The 18,555-nt window shown below is 62.9% G+C and carries 16 protein-coding genes, 3 tRNA genes and 1 pseudogene; 9 read left to right on the top strand and 11 right to left on the bottom strand.

What is annotated here, in order from left to right; all coding sequences use genetic code 11:
* Positions 1–41: 41 nt before the first annotated feature.
* From NATGR_RS08075 to NATGR_RS08065, 3 genes are all read right to left on the bottom strand, one after another.
* Complete coding sequence (locus NATGR_RS08075; RefSeq protein WP_015233458.1) at positions 42–2,441, bottom strand: methyl-accepting chemotaxis protein; 2,400 nt, start codon at positions 2,439–2,441, stop codon at positions 42–44.
* 315 nt (positions 2,442–2,756) lie between these two features.
* A tRNA-Asp gene (locus NATGR_RS08070) sits at positions 2,757–2,829 on the bottom strand.
* A gap of 323 nt (positions 2,830–3,152) precedes the next feature.
* Positions 3,153–3,223, bottom strand: a tRNA-Gly gene (locus NATGR_RS08065).
* Between the two features lie 192 nt (positions 3,224–3,415).
* Between NATGR_RS08065 and NATGR_RS08060 the strand changes: the two genes are divergently transcribed.
* Positions 3,416–4,210, top strand: coding sequence for an NAD+ synthase (locus NATGR_RS08060; protein ID WP_005578516.1), 795 nt, complete (start codon positions 3,416–3,418; stop codon positions 4,208–4,210).
* Here the strand turns inward: NATGR_RS08060 and NATGR_RS08055 are convergent.
* From NATGR_RS08055 to NATGR_RS08045, 3 genes are all read right to left on the bottom strand, one after another.
* The gene (locus tag NATGR_RS08055; RefSeq protein ID WP_005578521.1) at positions 4,207–4,746 is read right to left on the bottom strand and encodes a GNAT family N-acetyltransferase; all 540 of its coding nucleotides are present in this window, start codon (positions 4,744–4,746) and stop codon (positions 4,207–4,209) included. The genes NATGR_RS08060 and NATGR_RS08055 overlap by 4 nt on opposite strands.
* Positions 4,747–4,814: 68 nt before the next feature.
* Positions 4,815–5,351 (bottom strand): GNAT family N-acetyltransferase, encoded by a 537-nt coding sequence (locus tag NATGR_RS08050; RefSeq protein WP_005578523.1) that lies wholly within the window; start codon positions 5,349–5,351, stop codon positions 4,815–4,817.
* A 56-nt stretch (positions 5,352–5,407) separates the two neighbouring features.
* Positions 5,408–6,118 (bottom strand): enoyl-CoA hydratase/isomerase family protein, encoded by a 711-nt coding sequence (locus NATGR_RS08045; protein ID WP_005578524.1) that lies wholly within the window; start codon positions 6,116–6,118, stop codon positions 5,408–5,410.
* A gap of 60 nt (positions 6,119–6,178) precedes the next feature.
* On the opposite strand from NATGR_RS08045, the gene NATGR_RS08040 reads away from it, so the two are divergent.
* Both NATGR_RS08040 and NATGR_RS08035 read left to right on the top strand, forming a co-directional pair.
* Entirely contained in the window at positions 6,179–6,940 is a 762-nt protein-coding gene (locus NATGR_RS08040) for a DUF7114 family protein (RefSeq protein WP_005578526.1), read from the top strand.
* A gap of 90 nt (positions 6,941–7,030) precedes the next feature.
* Positions 7,031–7,102: transfer RNA gene (locus NATGR_RS08035), tRNA-Thr, on the top strand.
* A gap of 374 nt (positions 7,103–7,476) precedes the next feature.
* Here the strand turns inward: NATGR_RS08035 and NATGR_RS08030 are convergent.
* Positions 7,477–8,070, bottom strand: a complete 594-nt coding sequence (locus NATGR_RS08030; RefSeq protein ID WP_005578528.1) for a DUF1684 domain-containing protein — start codon at positions 8,068–8,070, stop codon at positions 7,477–7,479.
* A 110-nt stretch (positions 8,071–8,180) separates the two neighbouring features.
* Here NATGR_RS08030 and NATGR_RS08025 point away from each other — a divergent pair, with 110 nt between their 5' ends.
* Positions 8,181–8,810: a metal-dependent hydrolase gene (locus NATGR_RS08025; protein ID WP_005578530.1), complete on the top strand. Its 630-nt coding sequence runs from the start codon at positions 8,181–8,183 to the stop codon at positions 8,808–8,810.
* Between the two features lie 4 nt (positions 8,811–8,814).
* Here the strand turns inward: NATGR_RS08025 and NATGR_RS08020 are convergent, their stop codons facing one another.
* Positions 8,815–9,054, bottom strand: coding sequence for a hypothetical protein (locus tag NATGR_RS08020; protein ID WP_005578532.1), 240 nt, complete (start codon positions 9,052–9,054; stop codon positions 8,815–8,817).
* Between the two features lie 159 nt (positions 9,055–9,213).
* Between NATGR_RS08020 and NATGR_RS08015 the strand changes: the two are divergent.
* Positions 9,214–10,166, top strand: a pseudogene (locus tag NATGR_RS08015) (CPBP family intramembrane glutamic endopeptidase).
* A gap of 81 nt (positions 10,167–10,247) precedes the next feature.
* A complete protein-coding gene (locus tag NATGR_RS08010; RefSeq protein ID WP_005578535.1) occupies positions 10,248–12,629 on the top strand; it encodes an ATP-dependent DNA helicase in 2,382 nt (793 codons plus the stop codon).
* A 214-nt stretch (positions 12,630–12,843) separates the two neighbouring features.
* Here the strand turns inward: NATGR_RS08010 and NATGR_RS08005 are convergent, their stop codons facing one another.
* Positions 12,844–13,248: a GNAT family N-acetyltransferase gene (locus NATGR_RS08005; RefSeq protein ID WP_005578537.1), complete on the bottom strand. Its 405-nt coding sequence runs from the start codon at positions 13,246–13,248 to the stop codon at positions 12,844–12,846.
* 317 nt (positions 13,249–13,565) lie between these two features.
* On the opposite strand from NATGR_RS08005, the gene ilvA reads away from it, so the two are divergent.
* A complete protein-coding gene (gene ilvA / locus NATGR_RS08000) occupies positions 13,566–14,804 on the top strand; it encodes a threonine ammonia-lyase (protein WP_005578539.1) in 1,239 nt (412 codons plus the stop codon).
* On the opposite strand, the gene samp2 is transcribed toward ilvA, so the two are convergent.
* Entirely contained in the window at positions 14,805–15,011 is a 207-nt protein-coding gene (samp2, locus tag NATGR_RS07995) for a ubiquitin-like small modifier protein SAMP2 (RefSeq protein WP_005578541.1), read from the bottom strand.
* 641 nt (positions 15,012–15,652) lie between these two features.
* Between samp2 and NATGR_RS07990 the strand changes: the two genes are divergently transcribed.
* Positions 15,653–16,645, top strand: a complete 993-nt coding sequence (locus NATGR_RS07990) for a replication factor C small subunit (RefSeq protein WP_005578543.1) — start codon at positions 15,653–15,655, stop codon at positions 16,643–16,645.
* Positions 16,646–16,748: 103 nt separating this feature from the next.
* Here the strand turns inward: NATGR_RS07990 and NATGR_RS07985 are convergent, their stop codons facing one another.
* Positions 16,749–17,258, bottom strand: a complete 510-nt coding sequence (locus NATGR_RS07985) for a hypothetical protein (RefSeq protein WP_005578545.1) — start codon at positions 17,256–17,258, stop codon at positions 16,749–16,751.
* 189 nt (positions 17,259–17,447) lie between these two features.
* Here NATGR_RS07985 and NATGR_RS07980 point away from each other — a divergent pair, with 189 nt between their 5' ends.
* Positions 17,448–18,551, top strand: coding sequence for an IS630-like element ISNagr8 family transposase (locus NATGR_RS07980; RefSeq protein ID WP_015233457.1), 1,104 nt, complete (start codon positions 17,448–17,450; stop codon positions 18,549–18,551).
* Positions 18,552–18,555 lie beyond the last annotated feature (4 nt).

Below are 18,555 nucleotides of genomic sequence, written 5' to 3'. Positions count from 1 at the left end.
TCCTTACCGGACCGATTCGTCGTCGGCCGACGCCCTCGAGATCAGTCGTCGACTGTCACGAGTTCGGTATTCCCCTCGCCATCGTCGGTAGCTGACGTATCGAACCGATCCACGAGCGTCTGTAACTCCTCGGCCCGCCCGGAGAGCGAGTCGGCGTTCTCGGCTATCTGTCGAACAGCACTCGACTGCTGATCTGCTGCGGCCGACACGTTCTGGGCCTCCGCTGCCGTCCGCTCGCTGACTGCCGTCACGTCGTCGACCCTCGCAGCCACCTTCTGGGTAGAGGCAGCCTGATCGTCCGTCGCCTCGTTGATCGATTGGACGCTCGCGTTTGCATCCTCGACGGCGGCGACGATCCGCTCGAGAGTGTCGACCGTTTCGTCGATGGTCTCTCTGCCGTTTTCGATCCCAGACTGCATCGCGAAGACGTCGCCGGCAACTGACTCGGTCGACTCTTCGACCGTTTCGACGAGTCGCTCGACCTCCTGGGTCGCCTCGGATGTCTCTTCCGCCAGCGACTTGACCTCGTCCGCTACGACGGCGAACCCGTCGCCGGAATCGGCCGCGTTGGCGGCTTCGATCGACGCGTTCATCGCGAGCAGGTTCGTCTCGCTCGCGATGTCGTCGATCAGATTGGCGACCTCGCCGATTCGCTCGACCTCGTCCTGGAGAGTCTCCATCTCTTCGACAGTGTCGACCGCCTGCGATTCGATCTCTTCCATCGTCTCGATCGCATCGGCCGCCGCTCGCTGGCCGTCCTGCCCCCACTCCGCGGCCTGGGCAACCTGATCTGCAACCGAATCCGAAGACGAAGCGATCTCTTCGACCGTCGCCGAGAGATCACTCATCTCCGTCGCCGCCGCTGTGAGCTGCTCGTTTTGCTGTTCGGCACCGACCGAAATTTCCTCGATACTTTCAGCAACGTCGGTACTCGACGCCTGCACCTCCTCGGTCGAAGTCGTCACCTCGTTGCTTTCCTCGTCGAGTTGACGGGCGACGCGCTGGATTCGAATGACCAACTGTTCGACGTCGGCCAACATTCCGTTCAGGGCGGTCCCGATGTCGATCATCGCCTGACTCCGGCTGGTCGTATCGACCCGACAGGTCAGATCACCGTCCGCGGCAGCTTCGATGGCAACCCGGTACGCTTCGGCCTTCTGCTCGATGTGGTGGCTGAGCTCTTCGGCGTCGGCTTTGGCCTGCTGGGCCGTTTCCCGTGCCTCTTCGGCGTCGGCTTTGGCCTGCTTGGCACGCTTGCGTTCCTGGTCGGCTTTCTCGGCCTGCTCTTCGACCGCGACTAACTGTTCACTCATCGTCTCCCGAATGCGGGCAAACAGTCCCGCTAGCTGGCCGAACTCGTCGACTCGAGACTGCTCGATCGTCACGTCGAAGTTCCCACTCTCGATCTCTTCGGCGTACCCGGTCATCTCGTCGAGGGAGTTACTGATGTCCCGCGAGATCACCGCCCCGACAGTGACGAACCCCAACAGCGAAATACCGATCAGGACCCCGATGTTCTGTGTGACGTCGCCGACAGTATCGAATACCGTTCCGTACGGTGCGACTGTGGCGACCGTCCACGACGTCTCCTCGAGCGGAATCGTCGCGACGACTGCCCGATCGTCGCCGATACGATCGTGTCCTCCTGCGACGATCTCGACCTCTCCCGTCGCTTCGTCGTCCTCCTCGAGATGAGCGAGCGCCCCCTTCTGCTCGAGATGTGGGAGTTCGTCGAGCAACTGGAACTCGGTGAGAATGTCGTCCGGTTCTTCGGCCAGGACTACCTGTCCGTCGGTCGAGACGACTTCGATGACACCGTCGTCGACGGGCGAGATCAACAGATCGCTCCTGTCGGCGAGATTCACGGTCACGACGACCGTGTGGCTCGATTGCCCCGAGATTGGGCTCGCGAACCCGACCCGTGGTCCATCGGCGGTCTCGTAGGGTTCGAACGACCGAACTGCCAGCGCGTTACCGAAATCGTCTGGCCCGACACCCCACGTCCGCTCGGTCTCGTCGATTGTCGTTCCCTCGAGACTATTATCGGTGCTTACCTCCACCCTACTCGTCTCGAGATTGTAGTAGTGGACCGCCTCGACCTCCCTCGGGAGTTGCTCGAGGTTCCCCAGTAGTATCTCCCGGATCTCCTCGTCGTCGTCGCTTCGAAGGGCCGTGTTCCCCGATAGCCGGGCGACGTCGTTGTTTCGTTCACGAACGAATTGGTCGAGCCCCTGCACCTCCCGGTCCGCGGCGTTGACCAGCGTCTCTTCTGCGTCGTCTTGCACGCTCGCTTCTACCTGAGCGAACGTCACGTAGCCGGCTCCGAGAAGCAATATCGCCACGAGTAGTACGACTGTAGCAATCTTGAAGACATATCGGCTGCGAAGCGTGTCGTACACGCGCCGACGGCAAAAATTGTCAGACTTCTTTCGTTGACCCATACCAGCATGTGACATACTTCCACATTAACGTTATCGGCCAACTATCTCACAGTCACCGACGACAGTCCCAGCAGCTACCCGGCGTCTGCAACGACGACGCCTGCCTCGTCCACTCGCAGTGAGCAGCTATCGGTGACAAGTGACGGGACCCGCCACGCTCTGCGCTCGATCTCGAGGGCGCACAACGCGGCAAACTGGTCGCCCTGAACGTCGATCGGACCGCTCCCCGTCGTTCGAATTCCGTCTACCCGCGTTCCGACATCTGATCGTCACAACACAACACGCTGGTCGCTCACGGATTACGCTTCGAGAAAACGCCCGAGGCGGGATTTGAACCCGCGTCACAACCGTGACAGGGTTGTATGATGGGCCACTACACCACCCGGGCTTGCAACTCTACATACCCGGGTGATAGTATTAAGACTTTTCAATCGAACGCCGTGTGGTACGGGGAATCGGAACACGACACCATCGGTACCTGATCGTCGTGGTCGCTGTCTGGAGAGCCAGTAGCACCAACCCGTAACCCCGTCTCGAGAATGTCACTACCGGTCGCAGTCGGTCGTCCCCCGCTGTATTACGTGAGTTAGTCCCATCCGACGACCCCATCCCGTGATCGAACGACTCGAGACCGCTGGTCTGGCGAACTCTCGCTCGTGGCGCTCGATTCTCTGCTCTCCAGTTGTCACTCACGAGGTGTTCGTCACAACATGCGCCGGCCGGGAATTGAACCCGGGCTATGAGCTTGGGAAGCTCATGTCCTACCACTAGACCACCGGCGCTTGTTCACTCGCGCCGTACTTCGACGGACGACGTCCGCCCCACTGCGGTGCACTCGAGTGTACACTGACGTATCCGCCGATTCCACTTCAACGTAGCGCTCGCGACACACGTGGCCGCCAGAACTGCCCATTCGTCTACCTTCTGTGTTCGAGGGAAGTTTATTAGATGGCCCCTGTCGTATAGCGCTCTAAATGATCGACCCTCGGCTCTCTGAGACGGAGTTGGAACGGCGACGCGAGCACATCACCGCGTTCATCCAGGACCGAGTCGAAGCGGCAGCAGCCGACGGTGCCGTCCTCGGCCTCTCAGGTGGAATCGACAGTACGCTCACCGCCTATCTGGGACGCGAGGCACTGGGTGCCAAGAACGTCCACGGGCTCGTTCTCCCGGCCCGCGTCAGCGGCGACGACAACATGAGCGACGCCGAGCGGGTCGCACAGGACCTCGAGATCAGCTACGACGTCATCGAGATCGAGCCGATCGTCGACTCACTGCTGTCTGCCTATCCCGACGCCGAGGGCGACCACGTCGCGGTCGGGAACGCTCGCGCACGCGTCCGGGCCGTGCTGAACTACCTCGTCGCGAACCACGAGAACCGGCTCGTCCTCGGAACCGGTAATCGCAGCGAGGCCGCGGTTGGCTACTTCACGAAATACGGCGACGGCGCAGTCGACTGCCACCCGATCGGAAACCTCTACAAGGCCCAGGTCCGCCAGCTTGCACGTCACGTCGGCGTCCCTGCGGATCTCGCGGCGAAGACCGCGACTGCGGAGTTGTGGGCCGACCAGACGGACGAGGAGGAGATGGGAGTCGAGTACGACACCCTCGACGCGATTCTCGTAACCCACATCGACGGCCCGCTCTCGGTCGCTGCGACGGCTCGAGAACTCGATGTCGAGAAAGAGACTGTCGAGAAGGTCCGTGGCATGTACGAACGCAGCGAGCACAAGCGGATGGTGCCGCCAGCGCCGGAGCCGTTGAATTAGGGGTCGTTTTCGCGCCACTCGTCCTCGAGCAGCCCATACCAGTACGTGTCTTTGTACTCTCCGTCGACGAATGCGTCCTTGCGGTGGACGCCCTCGCGGCGAAAGCCGACCGACTCCAAGAGCTCCATCGACGGCTCGTTGAACTCGTAGACGCGTGCGGCGAGTTTGTGCAGGCCGAGCTGCGTGAATGCGTACTCGATCGTCGTCGACAGGGCATCACTTCCGTAACCGTGGCCGTGGAAGTCGGGCGCGATCCAGTAGCCGATCTCACCCCACTGGCGGTACCGTTCGATCGGATCGAGACCGATAGCTCCGACCGGCTCCCCGTCGGCCGCGATCAGGAGGTGGATCGCGTCGTCGCCACAAACCTCCTCCTCGAAGAACTCCCGTTCCTGTGCCCTGTTGATAGGCTTCGCCCGTCCGAGCGGCACGCGGATTCGTGGATCGTTGATGCCATCCTGTAAAAACTCGAGATCAGACTCCTCTATCGTTCGTAACTCTATCGAATCGCCTTCCAGAAAGATCGATCCCGGCATCGACTCCCGATAGGCCGGTGCTACTAAAAAACGATGGGATCGGTGGCGGAACAGCCGAGACGGTTGGATTACGTGCCCTCGCGCCACTCCTCCTCGAGTAGCCCGTACCAGTACGTGTCCTGATACTCGCCGTCGATGAACTGCGACTCCCGCTTGGTTCCTTCCCTGATAAAGCCGATCGACTCGAGCAGTCGCTGCGAGGCGTCGTTGAACTCGAAGACGTGAGCCCGGATGCGGTGGAGTCCGAGCTGGTCGAAGCCGTAGCCGACGAGCAACGCCGCGGCTTCGGTGCCATATCCCTGGTCGTGGGCGTCGGGCTCGAGCCAGTAGCCGATTTCGGCCGAGTCGGCTTCCCAGTCGATGTCGTGGAGGCCAATCGTCCCCACAGGTGAACCGTCGGCGACGATCAGCAACTGCACGCCGTCGTCGCTACAGACGACATCTTCGAAGTACTCTCGTTCCTGCTCGAGGTTCAGCGGGCGCGAACCGCCGATCGGTCGCCAGACCTGTGGGTCGTTGATCGCGTCCCGAAAGAACTCGAGGTCGTCTTCCTCTATCGGGCGGAGGTCGACGGCGTCACCGGGGAGAAACGTCGAATCGGGCATCGTTCGTCCGTCTCACCGAACCGAGAAAAAGATGATGGAGATGTCACACGTAACGGTTACTCGAGGATGGCGTCGACGTCGTCGGCGTGGGCGGCGACGAGGTCGGCAAACGCCTGTGCCTCGCGGGCCTCCTGGGCTGTTCGGTCGTCGCCGTCCCGAAGTCGACGCTTCAGGACGGCCAGTGCGTCGTCGGCGTTAGCCGCGATCTCCGTCGCGACCGTCCGCGGCTCCGGCTCGATCCGCGAGATCAGCCCCAGCCGGAGTGCTGCCTCGGCGTCGATACTCCGGCCGGTGAGTGCCAACTCGAGTGCGTTGCCCTCGCCGACGATCCGTGGCAGCCGGACGGTGCCACCCCAGGCACCGAACAGGCCGAAGCTGACGCCTGGCTCGCCGTACGTCGACTCCGGCGTTCCGACCCGCACGTCACAGGCGAGCGCCAACTCGAGTCCGCCACCCCTGGCAGGCCCATCGATTCCCGCGACGACGATCGACGGTGTCTCTTCGATCGTCCGGGCAACCCGCTGACCGAGTCGGGCAAACGATTCGGCCCGCTCCGAGTCACCGTTTAGGCCGCTTACGGCCTCGAAGTCAGCGCCGGCACAGAAGGCGGGTCCCGCCCCACGGAGATAGACGACCGCCTCCTCGGCGTCGTCGATCGCCGCTTCGATAGCCTCGAGGCCGTCGACCGTCAGGGCGTTTCGAACCTCCGGGCGGTCGAGCGTGACGGTACGTATCGGTCGCTCGGCGTCGGAGTCGACATCGATCATGTCAGGAGTCGACCGGGCGTTTCCAAAGGTCTTTGCCTCCTCCGTCGTAAGGGTCAGCCAATGGCGAAAGCCGACATCTGTCGGCGTGCGGCTTCCGAGGCCGTCGCAGACGTTGAACCACCGCGGTTGTACGAGGTAGTCGACTCCGTCCTCGAGCGGGCATCGATGGTTCCTGCGGTCCTCACTCTCGAAAGCGCCGCGGCGATCGCTTGCGAACGAAACGCGAGCGCTAACAGAGCCGGGACAGCGTTCGAAGAGCCGACTGTCAACGGGGACACAACGTGGGCGTGTAAAAGTTGCACACACGGGGGAATCGTCTCGCACGCAGCCGGTGTCCAACTCATCTACGAGGGGCTGGGGCTTACGCGTACCCTAGCCCACGAGGAACCCTGGACGGGAGACGGAGAGTCCGTCCAAGTCGACATCGAGGAAGACCTCGAAATCCTGGCCGCCGACATCCTCGTTGCACGCGGCTTCTACCTGCTCGCACGAACCGACGCTGCCGAAACGGCCGTCCAGACTGTCCAGTCTTTCGGCCGTGACCAGACGAAACGGCACGCTCTCGGCGACGACCAGGCCGCTCGAGCCAGGGAACTCGACGCCAATCTGGAACGAGACATCCTCGAACTGGCAGTTCAGACTGGAGCCGCCGCGGCCGACCAACCGGCGACGCCACGGCTACTTGCGGTCGCCGACGAAATTGTCGATACCACTGGAACGTCGTTTCCACCCGTCGATGAGTGTCTCGTCGCCGTCGAACGATCACTGTCGGAACTCGAGGATTACACGACCGATCGGGCGAAACCGGCGACAGATCCCTGATCTACCGTCTCGGTGCACCGCGGCACACGCCCTCACGACCGGAGCGAATCGAAACCCATAAAGTCGACTCCGAGCAACGATACAATGCGTGCCTGGGTAGCTTAGCGGTAAAGCGCGTCCTTGGTAAGGACGAGAGCCCGGGTTCAAATCCCGGCCTAGGCTTTCTACGTTTCTTTGGGTCCAAGACCGACATTCGATCAGTGGCTTCCCCGCTATTGGCTGTTGATCTCCTCGTTATCGTGACTGCGTCAGGAGAGGTATGTGTCTCACGAGAAAGCGAAATCGCTGCTCACGATGGGTGGCCCGCATCGAAACTGCGAGGACAGTCCCTGTGTTGTACGATTGCTCCAGTATCTTGAGGAGGAGATCGGGAACAGTTCGCGAGCCAGTCGTTACCATTTCGTTGTGCGGCGACAGACCCGTGTCCAGCAGGACATCACGGAGGATCGCGCCGGGTCGCACTCGATTCGTTCACCGTTGTCCTCTACCGTCCAGACACTACTTCACGGTACCGAGGAACAAAAAGCGACAGGAGCCTACTCGAACCGTTCCCCGGCCGGAATCGCCACCTCGAGCCAGTTCTCTTCCGGCGGGAGTGGACAGTCAAACGTCTCGCTGTAGGCACAGAACGGCGTGTACGCGAGGTTGAAGTCGACGACGAGTTCGTCTCCGTCCTCGAGTTCTCGCTCGGGCGCAAGCTCCATGTATCGACCGCCTTCGTAGCTCTGCTGGCCCGTCGTCTTGTCCCGGAAGGGAACGAAAAGCGGCTCTTCTTGGTCGCTCCCGGGCCGCTCCTGCTGGTAGGCCGCGAGTTCGTACGTGCCGTCCTCGAGATCGGCGTCCTCGCGCTCGAGGTCGAAAGCAAGCGTCGTCGTTCGGAGATAGCGCATCTCCCGACCCGTGGTGGTGTCGAGCAGGACAACCTCGGGGTCGTCGTGGGCCGTCGCCGTCGCGGTCACGCGGTAGTCGGGAGCGGGATCGAAGTAGTCGAGTCCCTCGAACTCGTCGCGCTCCTCGGGCGGGATCGGCGACTGTGGATGTTCGTCGAAGAACTCGTCTTTCTCGGCGCGTTTCGCCTGGAGTTCCTCTCGCCACGCGTCGACGTCGAAATCAGCCGTTGTCTCGCTCATACGAGCGGTTGTGCGTCCACACTCGAGTGCGTTGCGCTCGAGCGTGCGACTCAACTCACGATCTGAAAGCGGGGCGAACGCACTTCCCTCCCGGTCGGCTACGGCCTCCCATGTGGCCCTGGGAACACGCGATCGTCGGCTACCTCGCGTACTCGCTGTTCTGTCACCTCTCCTACCGCGAGCCGCCCGGCGGCCTCGAGGCGTTTGCCGTCGTCTTTGCCTCGGTCCTCCCCGATATCGTCGACAAGCCACTGGCCTGGGAGTTCGGCATCTTCGAGACTGGCTACGCGCTCGGGCACTCGATCTTCTTCGCGGTGCCGCTGGCGATTGCCGTCGGCGTGCTCGCGCGTTCGTGGGGACGACCACGAGCAGGGCTCGCGTTCGGCGTCGGCTACCTGTTGCACCTGCCGGCCGACGTCGTCGACGGCTACGTCCGGGGCGGCTACCTCGAGTTCGGGATCGTCCTCTGGCCGGTTGCACCGGTCGAGATGCCTCCGACGCACTCCCACGAGGGGTTTCTCGCCGAATTCGCCCAGCTCTTTGCCAGCTATCAGCAACAACTGCTCGCGGGCGAACTTTCGACGTATCTCTGGGTGCAGTTCGCGGCCGCAGCGCTGGCAGCCCTGCTGTGGCTCTTCGACGGTGCACCCGTCGCCCGCGAGGTCCTGGTGGGAACGAAACGGTTACTCTCGTCGACCGGGTCGTCGATCTACGACCTGGCGAAGCGACAGCGTCGATAACGATCTAACCGTCGCCTTCGATCGTCACGACGCCGTTTCGAACGGTCACGTCACTCGCCGATGCAGGTAGTTCGAACTCGAGTTGTCGCCCGTCTCCGACGACGATAACCCTCGAGTCGGTGGCGTCGATCCTCGCATCCTGACCGAAATCGACCACGATGGGATTTCCGCGATCGTCGTCCTCGACGTTTCGAACGAGTGCGTCCTGTCCGTCGACGTCTTGGAGCGGCTCTGGGACGTTCACGTCCGGTTCCAGGGACGGACGTGGGGTAAGCGGTGGGCCAGCAACGGCCTGCTGGGGAGTCGGTCTCGCCGGTGGCACAACAGTTATACTGCTCTCCGAAATCGGATCACATATGTTACACTACGACTGTTCGACGACGCTGGAGGTGACGGCGAGCCCGTGACCGTTCGTCGATTGCCGCTTACCTTTCTCGGCTCGCTTGTCGTGCTCTCCGGCGGCTTCGTCGCTGCCTCGTAGCTCACCGGCGTCGATATGATTCTCCTCGCACCTGCGTACATGTTCACGCCGTTGCTCGCCGGGGTCGTCACGTGTCTCGTCGGTGGTCCGTCGTTCGAGACAGCGGGGCTCCGCTTGCCGCGGGGACGGTTCCGCTGGCTTGCGATCGCTGCCGCCGTTCCGATCGTCCTCGTGCTGGTTGGAGCCGGAATCGCGCTTGCCGTTCCCGGCGTCGAGTTCGTTCCCGACGCGAACCCGCTGACCGGCGAGAGAATAGACGTCACCGAGACGCAACCGCAAGACAGCGAGGCCGCTGCTGGCCCGGAGCTCCCCGGTTGGCCCTGGAACCTGCTGCTCACGGTCGTCGCCGCGCTCGTCTTCGGCGCGACGATCAACGCCGTCCTCGCGTCCGGCGAGGAGTTCGGCTGGCGCGGCGTCCTCCGAACCGAACTCTCGCCCGTCGGTTTCTGGGTGCTTCGGCGATCATCGGCGTACTCTGGGGTCTCTGGCACGCGCCGGTGATCCTCGAAGGGTACAACTATCCGAACTACCCCGTCGTCGGCGTCGGGATGATGACCGCCGCCTGTCTCGCGATGTCGCCGGTCTACACCTACGTCACGGTGCAGGCGAAGTCGGTGCTCGCGCCGACGATCCTGCACGGGACGTTCAACGGCTTCGCGACAACGATGCTGGTCTTCACACAGGGCGGCCACGAGCTCCTCGTCAATCCCGTCGGTGGGGTGGGGGTTTTGGCCTTCGGCCTCGCTGCAGTCGTGATTGCCGTTCGCGGTGCGCCCGATCTCGAGCGGGAGTGGTCGCTTCCCGACGCTTCGAGGGACGACTGGAGTGGAGGCCCCGACCCCGGACCGCTCGAGGCGTCACCACCCGAGGAGTGAGAACTGCGCAGGTTTATCACCGATGCCGGGACGAGTTCGGTCCGTCAACGCTATGGACGACCGGCGAGGAGTACTGACAGTATGACGGACTGGCGCGCGATCTTCGGCCACGACGAGCCCTACGACGAGCAGGTCGACGGGATCGAGACGGCCGTCGAGACCGCCCGCGAGGGCGGCTACACCGTCGTCGAGGGGGCCTGTGGCACCGGGAAGACGATGCTCGCGCTCACGGCCGGGATCGACCTCGTGCGCGACCCCGACAGCGACTACGAGCGGGTGTTCGTCCTCACGAGCGTCAAACAACAGTTACGCCAGTTCGAGGAGGACTTAGAGACGATAAACGAGACCCTGCCCGACGACTGGCGACCGGTCTCGGGACTCACGCTCGTCGGTAAGGCCGACGTCTGTCCGTACAACCGCGAGGGTGCTGCGGGGATCGACGACGGCAACGTCTACGACCGCTGTGAGACGTTGCGGGATCGTACGCGAGACCTCACCGGAGAGGGTGGCGAGACGACGGCACAGAACCTCGCCGCACGCGCCCGCAGCCAGCAGATCGGGCTCGCCGACAGCGGCAGTGCCGGCAGTGCGAACTACCTCGAGACCGCCGGCGAGCCGACGCCCTATCCGCTCGACCTCCCCGAGTACAGCGACGGCGGGCCAGCAGGAGCCGAAACAGAGTACTGTCCGTTCTACGCCCAGTATCTCGAGGACCTGCCGGAGAGCGAAGACGGTACTGGCGATCCTGCCGAGGCCGTCCCCTACGACTTCACGGAGGCTGGGCTGGTCACGCCGTCGGAACTCGTAGCTCGCGCGGTTCGCAACGGCACCTGTCCGCACTCGGTGATGGGCGCAGTGCTGGGCCAGGTCGAGGTCGTCGTCGGCAACTACTACCACGCCTTCGACCCTCAGACGACCGGCTCTTTTACGGGCGCGTTGCTCGACGATTCGACGTTCGTCGTCTGCGACGAGGCACACATGCTCGAGCCTCGCGTCCGCGATCTGGTCAGCGACGGGGTCGCCGATCGAACGCTGCGGGACGCCGAAACCGAACTCTCGCGGGTCATCCAGCCGGTCAAGTTCGAACGCGAGGGACGGCAGGCCCAGGGCGGGTCGAAGACCGCCGACGCCGACCTCGTGCGCTCGGAACTGAACGACAGCGACGTCTCCTACGAGGAACTGCACCGCACGCTCGAGTTCATCCAGGACCTCCGCGCCGAACTCGACCGACGGGTGACGGCCTCTCTCGACCGGAACCACCGGGGCTGGGAGTCGAACCTGACTGATCTCGAGGACGAGGAGATCCCCCTCCGCGATCCTGCCGAACCGGCAGAAGACGAGATCAGCGAGTGGGCTCGCGAGGCTGGCTACGGCGACGTCGAGTGGGTTCGCGCCGAAGCCGTCGGGGCCGTCGTCGCCCGGATTCTGAACGAGGCCGAGGACGAAGAGCGGGCTCGAGCCGCGCCGGCGGTCGGCCGCGTGCTCGGCGAGTGGTATCGCTGCGATCACACCGACTACTTCCGGGAGATCGAACTCGAGCGCACCTGGGACGACACCGAGCCTGTCGATTCCTGGCGTCGGGCCTACAACGCCCGCCTCGCCTTGCACAACTGCGTGCCAAGCGACGCCATCGGAGATCGACTCGCCGCTTTCGGCGGTGGCGTCCTGATGAGCGCGACTCTCGAGCCGGTCGAGGCGTTCGCTGAAGTGATAGGACTCGACTACCTCGAGCGCGAGGAAGACAGGCCGGTCGTCGAGCGCCGCTACGGACTCCACTTCCCCGAGGAGAACCGCGAGAGTTTCGCGGTCGCCGCGCCGAAGTACACGTACGACAACCGTGGTCACCCGGGAGCGGAGAACCAGACCAGAACCCACTACGCTGACGCCGTCTCGACGGTCGCCAGCCTCCCCGGTAACGTCCTCGTCGGCATGCCGAGTTACGCCGAGGCCGAGTGGATCGCGGGCGAACTCGAGTCGCGCGTCGACAAACCCGTCCTGCTGGACGCCTCGAGCGACGACGAGACGACCCAGTCGCTGAAATCCGAGTTCTTCGCGGGCGACGGGAAGGTGCTCGTGACGAGTCTCCGGGGAACGCTCACGGAAGGCGTCGACTACAGCGGCGATCGCCTTTCGGCTGCCGTGGTCTGTGGCGTACCGATCGTCAACACCTCGAGTCCGCGGACGAAGGCCGTGAGGCGAGCGTACGACGACGCGTTCGGCGACGGTTTCGAGTATGCGCTGACGATCCCTGCGGTCCGGAAGGCACGCCAAGCGATCGGCCGTGTCATCCGGAGCCCTGACGACGTCGGCGTCCGGGTGCTGCTAGACGAACGCTACGCTCGCGACAGTTGGGATTCCGTTCGCGGCTACCTGCCGGACAACGGCGAGTTCCAGTCTGTAAGCCCCGACATGCTCGGACTCGGACTCGACCGGTTCCGGACGAAACTCGAGTCGGAGTCGTAACGTGTCTTTGGTCCTGGGTTCCGTCGGCGGAGTCGTCAGGGCGGTCAACAGTCGGTTAGCTACCCACTCTACTCGCTCGCTTGCGCTCGCGCTCGAGTGGGGCTTCCCATTTTAACGACGCGCTTTGCAGGAACCGAAGTGGCTCTTGGAGGGGACGCAGTCGGTTCCAGCCCACTGGTACTACTGGGACTGGCCAGAACGCGTTCGGAGCCCGTCACCTCTCGACGAGTACCCCCCGATATCGCTGCTCGTCTACCGACTCGATGGTAAAACCGAGCGAATCGTAGAACGGACGGACGCCGTCGTCGAACCGTGCGGTGAGCCTGCCTTCTCGCTCGAGTGAGCGCTCGACCAACCGCCGACCGAGACCGTTTCCCCGGTGACGGCGACGGACGCCGATCGCGGAGAGGTGTGCCCCGTGCTGAGTTTCGAGTGGTTCGAGGACGGCAGTGCCGAGGATGCGTTCTGTCGCTCCGGTCCGATCACCCGCCACGAAAACGTCGCTATCGTCGATTCGTGCGTCGACGTCGCCGGGCTCGAGCATCGCCGCGTCGAGGATACGCCTGACCTCGAGGGCGTCCTCGGGTCGTGCGGACCGGACGAACGTCGATATCGTCATCGTCCGCGTCGCGGGAGTGCTCTCGGCACGAGTCGTCCGCTCGTCGCTCCCTCCAGACGTCGCCCATTGTACGCGTTCGCCATTACGACGGCATCTCTGCGTTCCGGGAGCAAAACTGTCCGGCTTTCTCACCGACCGAAACTCGTCTTCTGACGGTCGGCTCGTCGCTCGCCTTCAGACGGTTTCCTGTCGTCAATTACTACCGGTCGCCGACACCGTTCTGGCGATCGACAAGAGAGAGGTACAGCAATCCGTCTCACTCGAGCAAGTCGGTGAGGGAACCATTATTTGCCCCTGTGTAAATATTGCACCAACGAATGACTGATAGTTCCGATCTCGTTACGTTCGCCGACATCGAGACGGCCCGCGAGCGTCTCGACGACGAGTCGGTCGTCAAACGGACGCCCGTCGAACGGAGTACGTCACTGGACGAACTCACCGGTGGCGAGGTCCACCTCAAGATGGAGCACCTGCAGTGGACGGGCTCGTTCAAGACTCGTGGTGCGTACAACAAGATTGCCAAGACTGCGGCGGAAGGTGATATCGGGGGGGTCGTCGCTGCGAGTGCCGGCAACCACGCCCAGGGCGTCGCACTCGCGGCGACGAAACTCGGCGTCGAGTCGACCATCGTGATGCCCCGGACCGCTCCCCAGGCCAAGGTCGACGCGACGCGGGAGTACGGAGCCGAAGTGGAACTCGTCGGCACCGACTTCCGCGAGGCGATGGCCCACGCACAGGAACTCAGCTCCGCGGACGACGACGTCGAGTTCGTCCACGCCTACGACGACCCCGCGATCGTCGCCGGCCAGGGCACGCTCGGCGTCGAGATGTACGAGGACCTGCCCGAGGTCGACACCATCGTCGTTCCGATCGGTGGTGGCGGACTCATCTCGGGAATCGCGACCGCGTTCGACGAACTCTCGCCGGAAACCCGGGTCGTCGGGGTGCAGGCCTCTGGTGCCACGACAGTTCCGGACAGCCTCCAGAAAGGAGTCCCCGTCTCGCTCGAGTCGGTCGATACGATCGCCGACGGGATCGCCACGGGTGGCATTTCGGATCTCACGCTCTCGTTGATCGAGGACCACGTCGACGAGGTGGTAACGGTGACAGACGGCGAAATCGCGCGTGCTATCTTGCTCCTGTTGGAGCGGGCGAAACAGGTCGTCGAGGGCGCGGGCGCAGCGTCGGTTGCAGCCATCATCAGCGAGGAACTCGACGTCTCGGGTGAGACCGTGATGCCGCTGCTGTGTGGTGGCAATCTCGACATGACGATGTTACAGACTGTGCTGGTCCATGCACTTTCCGACCGCGATCAGCTACTCCGACTCCGGGTCCGGATCGACGACCAACCGGGCAAGATGGAAGAGATTTCAGGGTTGATCGCGAAACACAACGCCAACATTCAGACGATCCGACACGACCGGTCGGCTCCGGAACTCGACGTCGGCGAGGCCCATCTCGTCTTCGAAATCGAGACGAGCGGTGCAGGACAGGCGCGAGCGATCATTCGATCGATCCGCGACCACGGCCACGAGGTCAAACACGCCAACGCGTAGCTATCCGCCCTTGATCAGCCGCAACACTGTCACCTCGTCGCTCTCGACCGGCTGATCCTCCGGTACCGGTTGGCCGTCGACGAGGACACTCACCTCGTGGGGACTGAGGTCGACTTTCCGGAGCAGACCAGCGTAGGTCTCCTCCTCGAGTTCCGCGAGATCGATCTCGTGGCTTCCCTCGCCTTTGACGTCGACGGTGACGTGCATACTCGCAGTTACGATGGCGCGGACTTGAGCGCGTCGCTCGATGACTGGACTGTATCGAATCTAGCACCTGGAAAAGTGGGCTGAAATGGCCCGATGGACGGTCTTCGTATCGCTCAGGTGGGTGAATACGTGAACGGCAGCTACGACTTCGCTCTCGAGATACGTAAGTGCTGTAGTCCGTCCGTCGAAAGTGGGAAACAGAAAAAGACTCGAGCGGCGTGACCGCGAGTGGGGCTCTCGGGACGATTCGAGCCGGCATCGACCCTTCCGTGCTGGCATCGCTTCGCGTCTGCCGTTCACATCGACGGTCTGACCAGTTCGCTGGGGCAGAGCCAACGAGTGCAGCCGTCGTGTTCAGTACGATCGGGCCGTCTCGAGGGGTCTCGATCGTCTTGCCGTCCGCGACGACCATACGGCTGCCCCGTCTTTCGGTTTTGGAACTGTCGGACCCGTCGCTGTCATCGCCCGGACGAACGTGACGAGGACGACACAGACGACGGCCCCACGAGTGGGCCGTGCTCACAGTGACGCGTGCGACGGTTTCTCGGCCAGCGGCAAGCTACCGTGTGGGTGGGCGGAGCCGGTAGCGGTTCGAAGTCGACCTTCGGACGATTTATTTTCGCCCCACGCGTTGGGCCGGTATGAGCGAGGCCGACGCCGAGGCGGCGGAGCCGACACCCGGCAAGACAGAAGTCTGGATCGAGAAGTACCGGCCGGAGCGGCTCGACGAGATCAAGGGCCACGAGAACATCGTCCCGCGACTGAAACGGTACGTCGAGCAGGACGACCTCCCCCACCTCATGTTCGCGGGGCCGGCGGGCGTTGGCAAAACGGCCAGTGCACAAGCTATCGCCCGCGAAGTCTACGGCGACGACTGGAAGGAGAACTTCCTCGAGTTGAACGCCTCCGACCAGCGCGGGATCGACGTCGTCCGCGACCGGATCAAAGACTTCGCGCGATCGTCGTTTGGCGGCTACGACCACCGCATCATCTTCCTGGACGAAGCCGACGCGCTGACCAGCGACGCCCAATCCGCACTGCGTCGCACGATGGAACAGTTCTCGAACAACACGCGATTCATCCTCTCGTGTAACTACTCGAGTCAGATCATCGACCCGATCCAGTCTCGCTGTGCGGTCTTTCGCTTTACCGAACTCGGTGACGACGCGGTCGAGACACAGATACGCGAGATTGCCGCTACCGAAACGATCGAACTCACCGACAACGGTGTCGACGCGCTGGTCTACGCGGCCGACGGCGACATGCGCAAGGCGATCAACGGCCTCCAGGCTGCAGCCGTCATGGGCGAAGTCGTCGACGAGGAGACCGTCTTCGCGATCACCTCGACCGCCCGCCCCGAGGAGGTCGAGGAGATGGTCGAACACGCTATCGACGGCGACTTCACTGCCGCCCGCGCAGCCCTCGAAGACTTGCTCATGGATCGCGGGCTCGCCGGCGGCGACGTCATCGATCAACTCCACCGCTCCGCCTGGGAGTTTGACATCCCCGAGCGGGCGACCGTGCGGCTGCTCGAACGTCTCGGCGAAGTCGACTACCGCATCACGGAAGGTGCAAACGAGCGCCTGCAACTCGAGGCGATGCTGGCGTCGCTGGCCTTGGACGACGACGCGTAGCGTCGATTTCTCTCCAGGGTCTCCCAGGATGGGGGCAGGAGAAGGGAGGGACATCGACGGATCGATCGGCTCACAGCGGGGCGTGATGCGTGTCGCTATCGGTTCAGTAGCGGACTGCCGCATCGACAATCCCCGCCGTCTGTCCGACGCCGACGAGAGCGAGGCCCACGGCCGCGGTCAGTTCGAGGGACCAGAACTGGCCGCCGGCAAAGAGGATCGCACCGAACAGACAGCCAGCGGCTCCGGCCACGTAGATCCGAGTTCCTCGGCCGACCCGACGCCCGGTTTCGACGAACCCGATCGCCGGCAGGCCGATCCAGCCAAAGAGGGCGACGGCCTCGAGCAGCCGATTCGTCGGCTCGAGCCAGAGGCCGACGACGCCACAGAGCGTGACGAGCGAGCCGACGGCGACGATCCACCACCACGTTTGGAGCAGGCCCTCGCGCATGTCGGCGTAGCCGGTCGCCGCGAAGCCGACCAGAAAGACGGCCATCACGACGTGGGCGACGAACAGCGTTCGTTCGGCGACGACGCCGAGATAGGCAGCAGTCACGAATCCCCAGGCCAGCGGGACCAGCACCGGCGGGCCGAGCTCTCGAGCACGTCTGAACATACCGACACGTACCGTCTTCCGGCACAAATGCGTACGCCACGTTTCTCCGAGAACACGGTGGCAAAACCCGATAGCATGTGAACTACCCCACCCTACTCGCTCACGGCTGACGCCGTTCGCTCCTTGAGGGTAGCGTGAGACCGTAATGAGTGACAGAAGTTTTGGGCGTGGGCTAAGACGAACGGGGTAATGGGAGGAGACCGGCGGGGCGAGCTCGTTCGTCATCTGAGCGAGGAGGAGTTGGATCGTCTGCTGGACGAAGCAGACGATCCAAAGGTCGTCAAGCGGCTCACCTTTGTCAAACGTCTCTACAAGGGTGCAACGTACGAAGAAGCAGCCGACGACGTTGGGAAATCTGCGTCGACTGGAAGTCGCTGGGCACGTCGATGGAACGATGGCGGGCTGGGTCAGTTGACACCGAACTTCGGGAGCGGAAGGCCCCCGAAGCTCGGTGACGAGGAACAAGAGTGTCTTCTAGAACTTCTCCGGGAGGGACAGCCCTGGAAAGCACAGGAAGTTCACCAGCTCTTGGACGAAGAGTTCGATGTTGAGTACCATCCGGATTATCTCGGTCGATTCCTCCGGAATCTCGGACTGTCTTACGCTAAACCACGTCCAAAACGTCCCTCACGGCCAGAAAATGCAGATGAAATCCTCGAAGAACGCGTCGCAGACGCGTTCGACGAGGAAACAGAGACAGCACATAACAAGCGTCCCGAGGATGAGGACGAAGGCTGGGTTCTCGACGACGATATCTGTACAGATGGAGGAACTATCGTCGGTTTTTGTGACGCTTCTCATCCGCAACCATACGACAATTCGCATCGACTGTGGTACGTCGATGATCCGACACTCGAACGACCGCTGGTGAAGCTTGACGAACCAGCGGTCGGGTGCTATACGCTCAACGGCGAAAGTGTCCTGACCTTTCCTGAAGATCAATCGAAAGAGAACATCTGTGCCCTATTGGAGGAGGTCCGCGAGCAGAATCCGGGAACGCGGATTCTGCTCGTCTTGGACAACTTCTCGTCTCACATCTGTGAGCACACGCGCAAGCGCGCACATCAACTCGGTATCGATCTCGTCTTTCTTCCGGTCGGTTCACCGCATCTCAATCCAATCGAGCAGGTCTGGAAAGTGCTCAAACGGAATGCTTCACCAATCGTCGTGGCGAGCGAGAGCGCGTTCCGCACTCTCGCTCGCCGCCTCTTCAACACCCTCACCGATCGACTTGGATTCGCCAAGTCTTGGATCGACCAGTTCCTCAGTCCATATTTGCAAAAGTTATCTTGATCAT

It is taken from the genome of Natronobacterium gregoryi SP2, assembly GCF_000230715.2.
Classification (GTDB): domain Archaea; phylum Halobacteriota; class Halobacteria; order Halobacteriales; family Natrialbaceae; genus Natronobacterium; species Natronobacterium gregoryi.
This window is presented reverse-complemented; position numbering and strand designations above follow the sequence as displayed.